Here is a 15,927-nt window from a genome sequence, read left to right on the forward strand (position 1 = left end):
AGCACACCCCTAACCTGCAAGTCAAAGGGTGTGCTAAACGCAAACGCACGGGGCGTTCTATTAGATTATAACAGATATAAGCCCCCTTTTTAAAGGAGGTTTTTATTATGGCTTCAATATACAAACGTGGTAAAACATGGACGGCTAATGTTTTCATATTGCAAGGAAATACCAGAAAACGAAAAACTAAATCAGGGTTTGCTACAAAATCAGAAGCTAACAAATGGGCTGTTGGTATCGAAGACAAAAAGCTAAATAATCAGTTAAAAATGAACGATGGTATTTTTGCTGATATGTTTGATGAGTGGTATAGAATTTTTAAACAACCACAATTAGAAACAAAGAGTAAAGCTTGGTATACAGCTATATCAAAAATCATTCGGCGTTACTGGCCTGACAAAAAAATATCTGAAATAACATCAGCTGACTTCCAGTCAATGATAAACGATTATGGTAAAAATCACGTTTGGTCATCTGTATCACATGTTAAAAACATTATCAGCGCATTTGTGCGTTATGCCGTAGATGAGGATTTCATTAGCAAAGATTTCACCAGAAACGCTAAAACCTATGCTGCTAAAGAAAGTAAAAGTAGTGATCTAAAATTTTTAGAAAACGATGAGCTTGAGAGGTTAATTAAAAGAGCACTAACGAGTGATGCCGTCTCTAGCCACATGATTATTATTGCAATATACTCTGGTGCTCGTTATGCTGAAATTGCAGGGCTTACAAAAGATGACTTCGACTTTAGAAACAATACCATTGATATTAACAAATCATGGCAAGCAGACGATCAAGAATTTAAGGCAACTAAAACAAAAACATCTAATCGCATTATAGATATGCCTGATGAAATAATGAGATTAGCTAAAAAATGGACGTTTGGTGAAGACTACGCCTTTCAAGGTGTAAATGGTCTGCCACCAACTAATAATGCCGTCAACAAGCAGTTAAGACGTTTTTTAAGCGATGTAGACAGTAAGCAAATTACGTTTCATGGATTACGTCACACGCACGCTAGTTATCTGCTTTCTAAAGATATTGCAATTCAATATGTCAGTGAGAGATTGGGACACGCTGATGTTAATATCACGCTAAGTGTCTATACTCATTTGTTAGATAAAAAGCGTTCAGAAGAAACACAAAAGGCAATCAACGAACTTAAAAAATTGTAGCATTATTGTAGCACTGACTGAACAATAACATGCAAAAATAAACAATAAATAACAATGATAAACAAGCTATAAGCGTACTCATATCAACGGTTTATCTATACAAACGTTGATATATAGGTTTTTGAAATAAACATATAAAAATAGCCGGGTGGATCATTATAAACGCTATGATGTAATTTTGTAGCAAAAAAACTGATGCTGTTGATACAGTACCAGTTTTTTTATTAGTCAATTGTCATGGCTGCTGGCTCAGGTGCTATGACATCATGTCCTGTTTCACGTTTGATTGTTTCAAATAAAATGCCTTCACGTAGACCAGATTGAGAGAAAATAACCTGCTGCCCACTCAATAAAATCAGCAATTCCATCAGAGGTAGTAATCCACCAATAATAATATCCCCACGTTCTTTAGCTAAACCAGCCATTTTTTTACGTTCATTCAAATCTTTACTTAAGATCATTTGATAAATCGCAGTAGCATCTTGTGTGCTCAAATGGTAGCCATGAACTGGTAAATCAACAATTTTCTTCTGTCGACGCGAAATCTTTGCTAATGTTCTATTGCTGCCTCCTAGCGCAACCAAAGGTAAATTTGCTGCCTCATTTAGCCATGAGACATCACCAAACATTCTGCGTAAGGCAACGGTAGCTTCAAACAATGAAGCCGCGCTTACAATATCTTTTTCTAGGTAACCTTCACTAATTGTGACAGCGCCAATGGGCAAACTCACTTCATGTAACGCTTCCTTGTTTCTGACTAGCACTAATTCAGCCGAAGCACCGCCAGTGTCTAGTATCAACGCATCATTGATGTTAAGTGTGTTGACAATACCAACATAATCAAAATGCGCTTCCTGCTCACCAGTTAAGACTTCCAACGGCCACACCATTGTATTTTTAAACGCCACTAAAAATTCATCTTGGTTAGCAGCCTGACGTACTGCAGCCGTCGCTACGGCCCTCACATTAATATCTGTTTCAGGATAAACTGATAACGCTTTTTTAAAATGTTTAAGCGCATCTAATGTCCGCTCAATGGCTTCTGGTTGCAAAATTTTATCTTCACCCATGCCTTCAGACAAACGTACCATTTCTTGATAACGTTCCAACACCTCATAGTGACCATCTTGATGGTATTTACTAATCGTCATACGGACTGAGTTAGATCCTAAGTCTATTACCGCTAGTATTGTCATACTTCCTCCCCTGTAAATGGATTGTTGATTGGTTCGAAATCTCGGCGCCGATGTAACGCCTCTTCACGTTGTTGTAATTCAATTTGTTCTGCCAATGAGGCTGCAATGAAGAACTCTTGAGCATTGCTAGCCGACAAACCCCGTCGATCAATTTTTTCAAACACACCATCGTCTTGCAAAACACGTGTTTTAACGTTGTCTTCCCACATGGTTTGGAAAATTGATAATACACGTTGTCGTAAGGTAAGATTCTTAATAGGAAATAGCAACTCAACACGGCGATCCAAATTTCTGGTCATCAAATCCGCTGATGATAGGTAAACTTCTGGGTTCCCATCATTTTCAAAACTATAAATGCGACTATGCTCCAAAAAACGACCAACAATCGAATGTACTTCAATCTTATCACTAATTTTTGGAATACCAACACGTAACATCACAATACCACGCACAATTAATTCAACTGGTACACCAGCCTCACTGGCTTCATATAAATGTCGAATCATGTGTTCATCTGAGAGTGAGTTAAATTTCATTTTAATGCCTGCTGGTTTGCCAGCTTTTGCATTGGCCATTTCAGCGTGAATTTTGTCGTAAATAAACTCGCGAATGCCCTCTGGTGACATATGCAATTGGTGGAAATACACGGGATCTGAATAGCCAGTCAAAATATTAAAAATAGAAGCAACATCTGCTCCTAACTCACCATCACTGGTAAACAAGCCAAGGTCTGTATAAAAATTAGCTGTCACGTCATTATAATTACCGGTTCCTAAATGGACATACCGTCGAATGGTATCATCTTCCCGACGAACCACCAAGGCAACTTTGGCGTGAACTTTTAAACCACGCAATCCATAGACAACATGAACACCTTTTTGCTCTAATTCCCTCGCCCAGTGAACATTATTTTCTTCATCAAAGCGGGCTTTAATTTCAACTAGCACAGTCACTTGTTTTCCTTGTTGCGCTGCGTCTGCCAATGCTTTGATGATTGGTGAATTACCTGAAACACGATAGAGTGTCATTTTAATTGCCAAAACATTTTCATCGCGAGCAGCCGTTTGAATAAACTGCACCACTGGTTTGAAAGTGTCATAAGGATGGTGCAATAGATAATCACGTTGTTTAATACTGGCAAACATTTTTTCAGGTACCAAATCAGGATTTTCATAGCCCTTAAAATGTGAAAATTCTAGCGTTGGCGCATCAATCAACTTCAGCCAAGCATCTAAAAACGTTAAATCGATTGCGCCATTTACATCATATACACGTTCATCTGGTACTTCTAACGCTTTAATTAGCTTATTCATCAACGTTTTGCTTGTGTTGGCACTAACAATGACGCGAATAACGCGACCACGCTCACGTTCTTGCAATTTACTTTGCACTTCTTGCAGAATGTTTGGCGTATCTTCATCATCAGCGACGTCTAATTCCATATCGCGCAAAATATGGAAGACCGTTGACTCTTTAATCGTATAGCCTTGAAATAATGCGTCAAGAAACTGCTGGACGACTTCTTCAATCAAAATGACTTGATTAGACTCTGGCAATGCAATCACACGTCCTGATGTTGTTGGGACCTGCAAGACAGCTATATGCTTTTCTGATTTTTCATCGTCTTTTTTTAAGCGAACACCAATGTTCAACGTATCATTTGCCAAAAATGGAAACGGACGCGTGCTATCAATTGCCATTGGCGTTAAGACCGGTAACAATTCCTCATCAAAAAAACGCTTTAAAAAACTTAGCTGTTCGGCACTTAAATCTTCGGCATGCTTTAACTCATAACCATTTCTTTTGAGGGCTGGTAAAATACTGCGATTTAATACTTGGTACTGATTTTTAATTTGTTCTCCAGCTGCTTCAGAAATAATATCTAGCTGTTCTTTGGGCAGTAGTCCTGCTGCATCAGGCTTGTCATGTCCAACAAAAACTTGCTGCTGCAAACTCGCTACACGCACCATGAACCACTCATCCATATTTTTTTGCGTGATAACTAAAAACTTAGCTCGTTCTAATAATGGATTTTGAGTATCTCTTGCTTCCTCTAACACACGGTCATTGAACGCTAACCAACTTACTTCTCGATTGACGTAGTATTTCGGTAATTTTAATTCACTCATAATCGTTGCCTAGCCTCTCTTCCCTTGTCGTTTCAACACAATAGGCATACCAAACACTGCCTCAAAGAACCTTGCCTTGTCAGTAAAAACATAAATTTCTAATTGCAAATCTAACGGTGTGTGCCCTGTCACAACAACTTTTTCTGCTTGCACAGACACCGTTAATTTGGTAATTTTTTGCAAACGGCTATCATCCAACGCATCTGCTAATCTTAGTAGCGCAGCCATCTTAGCAATTCGGATACGCTGCCTTGGAGAAAACTCATTGGTAGCACGTAATGCGTTATCCGGCGTTTCAGCGCTATGATAGCGTGCTATGGCTGCAATCATGCGTTGTTCCGAAGTCGACAAACCATGAAAGTCAATTCCCTCTAATATTTCTTCCGAATACTGATAATGTCGCTGTGAATTAATAAAACTACCGACATCATGTGTCAAAGCAGCGACCCCTAGCAAAAGACGATCACGCGCGTCTAAACGATGAATTTTTTTCAAACGATCAAATAATCGCCATGCATATTGTAGAACAATTTCACGATGCTTATCCTCAACCATGTAACGATCAGCAATCCCGCGCGCTGCCGTAATTATGTCTTGTTGCGCCGTTGTGTCTTTAACAACTAACCCATCCAATACGGTTAAATTACTAATATGCAACTTTTTGGCAGATACAGCAGACATCACATTGAGCACTAATACAGCTTCCATGTAAATCATCCAAATATCTTTATCGTCAATGGTGTATTCTTCCGAAATTGCTTGATTATTCATACGAGTAAAATTTGCAACCAGATTCTCAACATCTTTTTTCGTAATAGTTACTGAAGATTGATGCGCCAAAAACACGTTGTTTAAAACATCAGCACCTAACAAAACAACACTGTCGGCTTGTTGAAAAGGTGGCAACATATGCCAAAAATCAGCAAGTTTACTATTAATAAATTCAGGTACAAGATCTGAAATCTGTGTGATTTCTGCTGTCATTTTGCGAATTGATTGGGTCAATCTAACCGGTCCAATAGCAGAATGTTGTGAAAATTTAAACTGTTCATTTTCAAAGTAAGACAAATCAATTCTCGTAGAGCTAACACCTAAAACAAAAGCATTTCCACCACTTAAAACCTTTTGTTCATGCATGCGTAGTGCCAATTGGCGATAGTAATTTTCTTGATTCGCATTTAACCAACGCAATGTTAATCCTGTCACATTTTCTACCTGATCAACAAAGTACACAGCGTTAGGCATTTTTGACAAATTTTCACTACCAAATAGACGAACAGTCATCACATCATAATCTCGCAACAACTGCTGAAAACGCTGTAATTGAGATAAGGCACGCTGCATGACCTCGGTTGAAAAATGCCTCAACTCTAAATCATTTTCACTATATTCACGTTTGACAGTTTCAATTTTATGACCGCTGCCATCAACAATTTGTAATTCTGCAACACCTGAGTTGAGTAAAATAATACCTTGTAATTTTGCCATTAAAAGTGTCCTCTCTGGCTAGTTTAACATATTTTTGTAAAGATATTGTTTACAATTATCATTAAAATACCATAATAATATTCAGACACTCATTCTGGATTAAAATCACATGTCGACTCATGGTCGTTAATAACACCCATCGCTTGCAAATAAGAATATATTGTCACTGGACCAGCAAATTTAAATCCTTGCTTTTTCATATCTTTAGCGACCTGCTGAGATAATGCATTCTGCGCAACAATTTCTGATGATCGCGTAATATGATGATTAATTGTTTGATTATCAGTGAAGTGCCACAAATATTCAGATAGGCTACCAAAAGTAGCCTGTAAATGCTGAATAATCTGAGCATTGTTAATGGTAGCCGCAATCTTTAAACCATTACGAATGATATTTTCGTCTTGCTTTAAACGCAAAACATCAGCTTCCGTCATACTTGCGACACGGTCAACGTCAAAATGAAAAAAAGCTTCGTTCAATCCCGAGCGCTTTTTCAATGATATTTCCCAACTTAATCCGGCTTGAAATATTTCCAAAGTGAGCAATTCAAATAACTTAACATCATTATCCCGTAATGGTTTGCCCCACTCAGTATCATGATATTTTGTCATCATGTCAGTGGCGGAATAGTGGCTAACCCACTCACATCGTTTAATCATATTGTCAGTCGGAGTGGGTTTTAAAAGATTATCTGTTGGTACCATGATTATTTTACCCTTTTGATTTTTTAGATACTAAAAAATCATCTCTTAACGAGATGATTTAGTAAAGTTAAATTACTTGTTTTCAATTGCTTCGCGAGCATCAGCTGACAAGTTGTAGAATGAGTGGATACCCTTATACTTTGCAGTTGTGTCCAACAATTCTTCAATACGGATCAATTGGTTGTACTTTGCAATACGGTCAGTACGTGACAATGAACCAGTCTTGATTTGACCAGCGTTAGTAGCCACAACCAAGTCAGAAATTGTTGTATCTTCTGTTTCACCTGAACGGTGTGAAACAATAGCTGTGTAGCCAGCTTCTTTAGCCATTTCAATAGCTTCCAAAGTTTCTGTCAAGGTACCAATTTGGTTAACCTTGATCAAAATTGAGTTAGCGGCACCCATCTTGATACCCTTAGCCAAGTATTGTGTGTTAGTAACGAAGAAGTCATCACCAACCAATTGAACTTTCTTGCCCAATTCAGCAGTAATTGTAGCCCAGTCTTCCCATTCATTTTCGTCAATAGGATCTTCGATTGAGATGATTGGGTAACGATCTGCCAAATCTTCAAGATACTTGATAAATTCAGGTGTTGTGAATTCCTCACCTGTTGACCAACGTAGCTTGTATGTCTTTGATTCTGCATCGTACAATTCTGATGAGGCAACATCGACAGCAATCGCAATATCTTTTCCTGGCTTGTAACCAGCAGCTTCAATCGCACGGATCAAGTACTTCAAAGGTTCTTCATTATCAGCAAAGTCAGGGGCAAATCCACCTTCATCACCAACTGAAGTTGCCTTACCATCAGCTTCCAACAATTTCTTCAAAGCGTGGAAAGTTTCTGAACCGTAACGAATTGCTTCTTTAACTGTTGGAGCACCAACAGGCATAATCATGAATTCTTGGAAGTCAACTTTGTTAGCTGAGTGAGCACCACCGTTGATAACGTTCATCATTGGTGTTGGCAAAACGTATGAGTTCATACCACCAATGTATGAGAACAAAGGCACACCTAATTCATCAGCAGCAGCACGGGCAGCAGCAATTGAAACGGCCAAAATAGCGTTGGCACCCAACTTACCCTTGTTTTCTGTACCGTCCAATTCGATCATAGCTTGGTCGATAGCGCGTTGATCAGTAACATCAAACTTACCAACCAATGCCTTTGCGATAACATCGTTAACATTGGCAACAGCCTTTGTTGTACCCTTGCCTGAGAAACGTGACTTGTCGCCATCACGCAATTCAACAGCTTCGTGTTCACCTGTTGAAGCACCAGAAGGCACCATACCACGACCAAAGCCACCTAATTCTGTGATAACTTCAGCTTCAAGTGTAGGGTTTCCACGTGAGTCAAGGACTTCGCGTGCGATAATATCAGTGATTAAAGACATGTGTCTATTCTCCTTTGGTTTTCGGTTTTATACCATGTTTATTATATCACACAGCAGCGATAATTTGCCAAAAATTGATAATGGGATCACAACCAAATAATTGTTGATTAAACCTCTTCTGTATCAAAATCAGGAATAGTCGGGTTATGGGCAATCGCTACCAATTCCAAAAACTTCTGCGGATCTAACGCTGCGGTGCCGACCAGTACCCCATCAATATCGTCTTGGAGCATAATCTCTCGGGCATTTGCAGGCGTAACAGAACCACCATATAAAATTCTAACTTGTTCCGCAATGACTGGTGAATAAAGTTTGGCTAACGTTTGTCTGATTAAGTGAGCAGCTTTTTGTGCTTGGTCTGCACTTGCTGCTTCTCCTGAGCCAATCGCCCAAGTTGGTTCGTAAGCCAATGTGACATTACGAATTTGATCAACTGAAACGCCTGCCAAGGCAGCTGCGACTTGTGCCACAGATGGTTCAGCATCCATGAATTGCGCATACGTACTCATATCTTCATCAACATCAATAATGGGGCGTAACCCGTTACGTAAGGCAGCAGTTACTTTTAGGTTGACAGTTGAATCAGTTTCATTAAAAAACTTTCGGCGTTCAAAATGACCAATCAGCACATATTTGGCACCAATGTCCTTAAGTGCTTTAGGGGAAGTTTCTCCTGTATAGGCACCACAATCTTCCCAATGAACATTTTCCGCTACTACATGAATTGGTGACTTTTCTGTGGCACGAACCATGTCTGCCAAAAATAAATCTTGTGCCGCAATACCAGTTTCGACGACTTTTTGGTCAGGTACTTTGTCATTAACCTCATTCAAAAACGCCATCACATCTGCATGCAATTTGTTAATTTTCCAGTTAGCAACCACGAATGGAACACGTGCCGCTTTATGTTGACTCATTTTTCGTCTCCTTTGAGCATCATGAAAATAAATGCTGCTTCAATTAACAGTAACCAAATAATATCCCGTGAGGATTCACCAACGACTGACAGTAGAATATAACTCAAAAATAGAGCTGATAGTCCGCCACCTGTTTTAACTAATGTCCGATAGTATTTACTGGTCGTTAATAACTCTGACAGGCGTATATTTTCAGCCTTCAGTTCAGTGACATCAAGTTTCAACGCCTCTATTTGATCTAGTAAATCATCGTTTTCGTTTTGTAAAATTTCAGTTTGCGCCTTAACTTCAGGATTATCTTCTTCGGTTTTTTTACGATTAAAAAATTTCATGTCATTTCTCCATTACCTCCATTTTATCAAACTTCGAGGTGTCGCGTCAGTAGAATTCTATTGACGTGTTAGCATTAAATGGGTATAATTATAGAGTTGCCAATTATAATATGCAGCTGTGGCGGAATTGGCAGACGCGCAGGATTAAGGATCCTGTGCCCGTTTTAGGGCGTGCGGGTTCGACTCCCGCCAGCTGCACTACTAACTAACGTTCACATCAGTGAGCGTTTTTTTGTGAGCACTATAATTAATAAAAGAAAAAAGCCCCTATGGTAAGAGGCTTTTTGGATTGCCCCTGCTGGATTCGAACCAGCGCATGTCGGTACCAAAAACCGATGCCTTACCGCTTGGCGAAGGGGCAATAGTTAATTTATTTTGCCGTTAACTATTAAATCGGCAATGGGAGCGGTAGGATTCGAACCTACGAACCCGAAGGAACGGAGTTACAGTCCGTCGCGTTTAGCCAGACTTCGCTACACTCCCATATCTCAAACAACTCTACTATCATATCAAATATCGTTGTTCTTGACAACCCCTTTTAGCCACGTATCAAATCAAAATTGCCCCATGGTTGAATTAGTGGTAATAAATTCAAGTCATCTTCATGAATGTGGCCAACTACGTTGATGCGACCATCGTTGGGTAAATCACGCAACGCAATTTGCAGTTCGCCTTTATATTGACCAAATTCATTATTGTCAATTAATAAGTCACCACGTTTAATCGCGTTGGTGTGTTTAGTTGGAAAATCTTCATCTTTATAGATAACACGTGTCATGGAAGACCGCAAAACATAGTCAGATTTGTCACCACGATACATTTGTTCTTGATTAAAGAGCACCGCTTGTTCTGCTTGACTCAAGTCATTTGCCGTCACAACGCGTAGTCGTGGACGTCCAAGCTTGAAAGCATCGCTAGCCGCCTTTAAATCGGCTTCCGACGCAAATGCATTGCCTATGATAACGTCATCAATTAAACCGCCCAACCGCAATTCCTGAATCTGTGTTGCGATTGGTAAATTACGATGATCTTCAAGTGAAACGAGACCATCAGATACTGGCCAAGGACCAAAAGTGCCACTGGGTGCATTTACGAATGCGGCTGTCCGTAAGTGATGATTACGATATTGTGTTGACGTGTTAGCAAAATAGTCACGTCCCAATCCCGTAAATCGCTGTGGGTAAAAATTATGTGACCCAATCAGGTTATCACGATTTGGCACATAATCAACGATTTGATCAATATAGTGTGTTCCTCGAGACATATTGACCTCGATTTTGAGACCATAGGGATTTTGCGTCATTGCCGCTTCTTCTTGCCCTGTGAAACCTAAATCAAGCCGTATGCCCCAAGCGCCCAAGTCAGCAAAGAATTTCAAATTATTGTAATCAACGCCTAATTGGTCAAAAAGGGCTGGATTGATGTCAAGGATTGTTTTCATCCCCAATTCATTACCAACAGCAATTATTTTTTTAAAGTCAGCAATAACCGCGTCAGCATCACCTTTTATTTCTAATAACGATGTAAAAATTCTTGTGAAACCATACTGCGCAGCTTGCTTTAAATAGGCTGCATTATCTTCAAAACTTGCTTGTGATGGATAAATTGATAGTCCTAATTCTGGCATTTATTCGCTCCTTTTCCATTAATAACATTATAACGTAACCGCTTACATTTTGTTGATGTTTTTTATTAGGAGAAAACAAAAAGCGTCTAATACAAGGATTAGACGCTTTGAAATCACCAGGGCGATTATCTGTGACCTTAAATAACTGTTGAATCAGCATTTTGAGTTACTGGCTTATTTTGATTGACAGTACCTTTACGCAAAACCAACATATAAATGATCGTGCCTATCAGAATAACGATCCATAGTAAAGGTATAAAGACTGTATTAAAATTGATATTTGAAGCAGCTATAATGCTTAAAATCATGGCTGCGTCTCCCCATACATATAGTTCAAGGTTTTCTGAAAATGGTGCTTTTTTAATTTTCTTAATAGTTGGAATAATTGCTAAAGCTTCAATAATGGCCAAATCAATAAGTAACCAACTTAAAGGAATTACGTTTAAAATAGATAGTGTCGTTGGTACTACTATGAAGAAAGCCATAGTGCCAAGAAACTTAACTGAGACAGGCTGTTGCTTGATAAACTTGATGCCTTTTAAGCCAAAGAAAAAGCAAAATATTGTGGTCACAACTGTTGAAGTTGCAGCCCAACCTCCGTGGCTACTTAAAATAATGATAGCCTCAATAAATGAAATAGTGGCCCAGATAAAGCAGGTTGGTGAACTAGGCTGAAACGTTCCTTTTTTCAGAGCAATTAATGCAGGAACATTTCTATAAATGATTGCCCCCATTGCGATGACACCTAAAATTGAATGCACAATATGTAAATTCCTTTCAAATATAAGTAACAAATAGCGACTTTCCGAAAATTATTATATCACCTCAATTTGCCAATTAAATCGAATTCACAATTTGTTCGATTACTATTCACAAACTTAAAGTTGAATTCATTTCCTTACTTTTCAATTTAACCGCTTAATAATCGAAATTTTCCACATTATTGGTCGCCCATAACCCTTCGGTAATCCACTGAATTATTTTATAAAAAAAGAAACATTGCCACTTATTGCATTGATCAAAAACGCAGTAAAAAAAGTGTTGAACGAGTTTTGCTCAACACTTTTAATCACGCTATAAATCAAAAACGCTTATATATTAAGAGTCTATATAACCAATAAAATATTAACGCTTTGAGAACTGTGATGCCTTACGGGCTTTCTTCAAACCTGGCTTCTTACGTTCCTTCATACGTGAGTCACGAGTCAACAAACCTGCTGCCTTCAATGCTGCACGGAAATCAGGATCTACTGTCAACAAAGCACGGGCGATACCGTGACGAGTTGCACCAGCTTGACCAGAATAACCACCACCAACAACGTTAACTAATACATCGTAGTTACCCAATGTTTCAGTAGCGTTGAATGGTTGCAAAACAACTTCACGCAAGTTAGCGAAAGGAATGTATTCTTCGATTGCCTTGCCGTTCATTGTAATTTGGCCATTACCTGGAACCAAACGTACACGAGCAACTGAATTCTTACGACGACCTGTGCCGGCATATTGTACTGCTGTAGCCATAATTCAGATTCTCCTTTCTTAAACCAACTTGTTGATGTCAAGTGTTTCAGGCTGTTGTGCTGCATGATCATGTTCTGATCCTGCATACACGTGCAAGTTCAAGCCTTGCTTACGACCCAAAGTGTTCTTTGGCAACATACCCTTGATTGATAATTCAAGCAACTTCTCAGGGTTGAATTCACGGTAGTTACCGGCTGTGCGAGCCTTCAAGCCACCTGGGTGGTTTGAGTGGTGGTAATAAATCTTATCAGTAGCTTTCTTACCAGTCAACTTAACTTCGCTTGCATTGATGATGATGACATTGTCACCCATGTCAACGTTTGGTGTAAACGTTGGCTTGTTCTTACCACGCAAAATTGAAGCTACTACTGTTGACAAACGTCCCAAAACGACGTCTTTGGCATCAATAATATACCACTTCTTTTCGATTTCACCTGGTTTTGCTAAAAATGTTGTACGCATGTTTGCGCTCCTTTGATTAGTTGTTTACAGGCTTGGCCGTTCCTTGCCAAGCAATTACAATAAGTTTCCGGGGCTTATCGTGAGGTAAACAATACCGTCTACAATCTTACCTAAAAAACCGTGCAATGTCAATGGTTTTAATCAAAATTAACTATTTCCGTACCAGCGTATGAAGCAAGACGAGCTGAGTGAATTTCTAATACTAAAATCACTTCATTTTCAACATCTGGATGTGCGTGAAGATAGGGCTTATTGTTTGCAAAAAGGGTTTTAATGTCAGCCCATTTTTTATCCGAACGGCGCATTGTAGCGTGATTAGATTCAATTCGGGCACCATTTTGATTTAGTGGCGTTATGACTGAAACGTTCTCATTGGCCGCCAAATCAATCATCTTCTCAGTATTTGGTTTGGAATTAAAATACCACATATTTGGTTGATCAGGGTCAGCCGCAAACCCCATAATACGTATACTTGGTTGATTTTGTTTGCTAGTGGCAACAAATGCTAATCCTCGTGATGCTTGAATATACTCCTCAAAAAGTGTCATAAATTGTTTCCTCCAAATAATAGTTCATCCCAATTTTGTTTCACAACAAAATAAGTACCTCGAACATCCCCAGCTAATTTAGACCGTTGATGCGCAAATTTAAATTTACCAACTAAAGCATCTGGTATCGCCGCCCCTTCGACCAGAACAATTCCCACTGCTCGCTTAGGCTTTTTACCATCTTGACCGCGCTTTTCATACAGTAAATTTAGCACCATACCATTTTGATAATAAAATTCGGGCCAGAAAACATTCGCATCCTCATACAGTGCCACTGCAATAATGGGTGAATCAAATACCAATTGCCGTTCCTCTAGTAATATTTGATTGAAATGCGAGATTTCTCGTGGCTTTTCGTCAGGAGAAAATGAGACATATTGTGAGTGATATTTTCGCGAAAAATACTTCGCCTTGCTCGCACGAAAACCTGCTAGTGAAGCTGATAACGATGAATCCGTTAGCCCACTGTCACTGACGGTTTTAAAATCAATCACATCACCCATTTTTCATTTACCTCTTTAGTCATTATAAGAAATTTCATCCAAATATAAACCGCTGGCCGGTGCTGTAAAACGCGCTTGTTCCCGATCCTTAACCGCAATTAATCTTTGAATATCATGAACCGGTCGTCGTCCAGTGCCAATTTCTAGCAAAACGCCAACCATAATTCGAATCTGATTATATAAGAAGGCATTACCCTCAAAGACCAAAACCAGTTCATGTTCTTCAGCTTTTTCAGTTAATTCAACGCGTGTAATTCGGCGCACGGTGGTAGCCGTCTCGTTACCAGAAGCGGCAAAACTGGCAAAATCATGTTCACCCAGGAAATCAGGTAACGCTAATTTCATACGCTCAACATCTAAATGCCAATGAAAATGTCCAGTATAATGCCGCTTGAACGGATCTATGTAATCTAACGTTGAAATCCGATAAATATAACGCTTGGCATGCGTATTAAATCGTGCATGAAAATCATCAGACACGCGTGTCACAGATTTAACCAGAATATCGCGAGGCAACAAGGTATTCAACCCCTTGCGGAAATTATCCGATGCAATATCATAAGGAAAATCAAAATGCACGACTTGTCCAAATGCATGTACGCCCGTGTCTGTTCGTGATGCGCCAACCACTTTAATGGGTGGTTGAGGCTTTTTAGCCATTTGGTTAACCACTTTGTTAAGTTCACCTTGCACGGTACGAGCTGACTCAACGCCGTTTTTTGTTTGAAGTTGAAATCCAAAAAAATCTGTGCCATCGTAGGCAACAATTGCTTTATAACGTGGCATACTGTATTTTTACCTCTATCTGTTTCAAAAATAATCTGCTAAAACAGGTCGTTGACTGAAATCAATGACCTGATCTAATCTGCGGGCTGATTTTATATCGCCATGCAATTCACCAGTTTGTAACAGCATTTCAGCACGACGCGCATGCAATAGAACTTTTGTCCATGCTTGAACCGTACCACTCAATTGGGCGATTGCGGTTGATTTCTCACCATTCATTTGCCAACGACCGGCGTTTTGTTCAAAACCATCAGTAACATCAATGACCATTTCAACTGGTAAGGCAAGTATCTTTAATAACGCAGCTATATTGACAATGCGTACCATCATACCTGCCTGTTGTTGTATCTTTACTGCCATTGGTTCTGCAGATAAATCACGCCAATCACGAGTTTGCCCGTCCGTTAGTTGAAATTGCTTGAATGTGCCTGCTCGACTACTAATAAAACGCCACAATGCCAGTTCAGCATCATGAGTAAGCGTCACTAATTCCTGTATGATTAGCTTATCACCTTCAAAACGATACATCATGTAACCATTTTCAGTTGTAGCAATTTTCAAATCAGAGAGGCGTACTGTGTAGCGAAACCGCCACCACCAGTCATCTCGCGCTAAAGCACCAAATTGGAAATCTGGGTGCTGCCCGATAATTGCTTTCATTGTGGGTAACGCTTCATCAAATGATACTCGCTTAACCGGTGTTGTTTTGGCCCCTGCTGGGACCGTATCAGCGTCCCAAGTATACTGTTTTTGATCGAATAGCCATTCATAGCCAAATTGACGATAAAATCGATACGAAAACGGCGCTAAATAGGACAATATAGCGCCATCTTCATAAGCATCTGACTGAATTTGTGTCATAATGCGACGGATTGCCCCATTGCCACGCACTTCAGGATATGACGCAACATTTCCAATGCCAACCATTTTAACAGTTGCTGCATTGAGCTTAACATGCAATGGTAACGCGAACACTTGACTAGTGATAGTGTCATCATTAATATCGCCATAAACCGTCGCGTTCTTAACAAGCTCACGACGATACGTTGTCTTAGTCCCCAATGGATAGCCAAAAGCATCCGCGTCCAGAGCAAGAATTTGTTCAAAGTTCGATGGTGTGATGGCAACTGTTGTAATCATA

Annotated in this window: 16 protein-coding genes and 3 tRNA genes; 2 read left to right on the forward strand and 17 right to left on the reverse strand. The window is 39.5% G+C overall.

Going from position 1 to position 15,927, the window contains the following annotated elements; all coding sequences use genetic code 11:
* Positions 1 to 107: 107 nt before the first annotated feature.
* Entirely contained in the window at positions 108 to 1,175 is a 1,068-nt protein-coding gene (locus ACI3ES_RS10030; protein WP_317211696.1) for a tyrosine-type recombinase/integrase, read from the forward strand.
* Positions 1,176 to 1,399: 224 nt separating this feature from the next.
* Here the strand turns inward: ACI3ES_RS10030 and ACI3ES_RS10035 are convergent, their stop codons facing one another.
* The 7 genes from ACI3ES_RS10035 to ACI3ES_RS10065 form a co-directional block, all read right to left on the reverse strand.
* Positions 1,400 to 2,371 carry a Ppx/GppA family phosphatase gene (locus ACI3ES_RS10035; protein ID WP_004912863.1) on the reverse strand — a complete coding sequence of 324 codons (972 nt, stop codon included), beginning with the start codon at positions 2,369 to 2,371 and terminating at the stop codon, positions 1,400 to 1,402.
* The gene (locus tag ACI3ES_RS10040) at positions 2,368 to 4,500 is read right to left on the reverse strand and encodes an RNA degradosome polyphosphate kinase (RefSeq protein ID WP_114667212.1); all 2,133 of its coding nucleotides are present in this window, start codon (positions 4,498 to 4,500) and stop codon (positions 2,368 to 2,370) included. Before ACI3ES_RS10040 ends, ACI3ES_RS10035 begins: the two co-directional genes overlap by 4 nt.
* Positions 4,501 to 4,509: 9 nt before the next feature.
* Positions 4,510 to 5,988, reverse strand: a complete 1,479-nt coding sequence (locus tag ACI3ES_RS10045) for an HD domain-containing protein (RefSeq protein ID WP_114667211.1) — start codon at positions 5,986 to 5,988, stop codon at positions 4,510 to 4,512.
* 89 nt (positions 5,989 to 6,077) lie between these two features.
* Positions 6,078 to 6,692, reverse strand: coding sequence for a DNA-3-methyladenine glycosylase I (locus ACI3ES_RS10050; RefSeq protein ID WP_114667210.1), 615 nt, complete (start codon positions 6,690 to 6,692; stop codon positions 6,078 to 6,080).
* Between the two features lie 72 nt (positions 6,693 to 6,764).
* Complete coding sequence (gene eno / locus ACI3ES_RS10055) at positions 6,765 to 8,090, reverse strand: phosphopyruvate hydratase (protein WP_036067776.1); 1,326 nt, start codon at positions 8,088 to 8,090, stop codon at positions 6,765 to 6,767.
* A 107-nt stretch (positions 8,091 to 8,197) separates the two neighbouring features.
* Positions 8,198 to 9,007, reverse strand: coding sequence for a triose-phosphate isomerase (tpiA, locus tag ACI3ES_RS10060; protein ID WP_004912876.1), 810 nt, complete (start codon positions 9,005 to 9,007; stop codon positions 8,198 to 8,200).
* Positions 9,004 to 9,339 carry a hypothetical protein gene (locus tag ACI3ES_RS10065; protein ID WP_114667209.1) on the reverse strand — a complete coding sequence of 112 codons (336 nt, stop codon included), beginning with the start codon at positions 9,337 to 9,339 and terminating at the stop codon, positions 9,004 to 9,006. Before ACI3ES_RS10065 ends, tpiA begins: the two co-directional genes overlap by 4 nt.
* 112 nt (positions 9,340 to 9,451) lie before the next feature.
* On the opposite strand from ACI3ES_RS10065, the gene ACI3ES_RS10070 reads away from it, so the two are divergent.
* Positions 9,452 to 9,537: transfer RNA gene (locus ACI3ES_RS10070), tRNA-Leu, on the forward strand.
* A gap of 91 nt (positions 9,538 to 9,628) precedes the next feature.
* Here ACI3ES_RS10070 and ACI3ES_RS10075 read toward each other — a convergent pair.
* From ACI3ES_RS10075 to eis, 10 genes are all read right to left on the reverse strand, one after another.
* Positions 9,629 to 9,700 (reverse strand) — tRNA-Gln (locus tag ACI3ES_RS10075).
* A 39-nt stretch (positions 9,701 to 9,739) separates the two neighbouring features.
* A tRNA-Tyr gene (locus ACI3ES_RS10080) sits at positions 9,740 to 9,822 on the reverse strand.
* A 55-nt stretch (positions 9,823 to 9,877) separates the two neighbouring features.
* A complete protein-coding gene (locus tag ACI3ES_RS10085) occupies positions 9,878 to 10,966 on the reverse strand; it encodes a DUF871 domain-containing protein (RefSeq protein ID WP_114667405.1) in 1,089 nt (362 codons plus the stop codon).
* 137 nt (positions 10,967 to 11,103) lie between these two features.
* Positions 11,104 to 11,727 carry a hypothetical protein gene (locus tag ACI3ES_RS10090; protein WP_242029734.1) on the reverse strand — a complete coding sequence of 208 codons (624 nt, stop codon included), beginning with the start codon at positions 11,725 to 11,727 and terminating at the stop codon, positions 11,104 to 11,106.
* A 364-nt stretch (positions 11,728 to 12,091) separates the two neighbouring features.
* On the reverse strand, positions 12,092 to 12,487 hold the full coding sequence (gene rpsI, locus ACI3ES_RS10095; protein ID WP_004912888.1) for a 30S ribosomal protein S9: 396 nt from the start codon (positions 12,485 to 12,487) through the stop codon (positions 12,092 to 12,094).
* A gap of 18 nt (positions 12,488 to 12,505) precedes the next feature.
* Complete coding sequence (gene rplM / locus ACI3ES_RS10100) at positions 12,506 to 12,949, reverse strand: 50S ribosomal protein L13 (RefSeq protein WP_114667407.1); 444 nt, start codon at positions 12,947 to 12,949, stop codon at positions 12,506 to 12,508.
* A gap of 137 nt (positions 12,950 to 13,086) precedes the next feature.
* Positions 13,087 to 13,497, reverse strand: a complete 411-nt coding sequence (locus tag ACI3ES_RS10105) for a pyridoxamine 5'-phosphate oxidase family protein (protein WP_004912894.1) — start codon at positions 13,495 to 13,497, stop codon at positions 13,087 to 13,089.
* On the reverse strand, positions 13,494 to 14,000 hold the full coding sequence (locus ACI3ES_RS10110) for a hypothetical protein (protein WP_004912898.1): 507 nt from the start codon (positions 13,998 to 14,000) through the stop codon (positions 13,494 to 13,496). Before ACI3ES_RS10110 ends, ACI3ES_RS10105 begins: the two co-directional genes overlap by 4 nt.
* Positions 14,001 to 14,015: 15 nt before the next feature.
* A complete protein-coding gene (gene truA, locus ACI3ES_RS10115; RefSeq protein WP_114667409.1) occupies positions 14,016 to 14,786 on the reverse strand; it encodes a tRNA pseudouridine(38-40) synthase TruA in 771 nt (256 codons plus the stop codon).
* Positions 14,787 to 14,810: 24 nt separating this feature from the next.
* Positions 14,811 to 15,926 (reverse strand): enhanced intracellular survival protein Eis, encoded by a 1,116-nt coding sequence (gene eis, locus ACI3ES_RS10120; RefSeq protein ID WP_114667410.1) that lies wholly within the window; start codon positions 15,924 to 15,926, stop codon positions 14,811 to 14,813.
* Position 15,927 lies beyond the last annotated feature (1 nt).

Origin of the sequence: Leuconostoc falkenbergense (assembly GCF_045801155.1) — a bacterium.
Classification (GTDB): domain Bacteria; phylum Bacillota; class Bacilli; order Lactobacillales; family Lactobacillaceae; genus Leuconostoc; species Leuconostoc falkenbergense.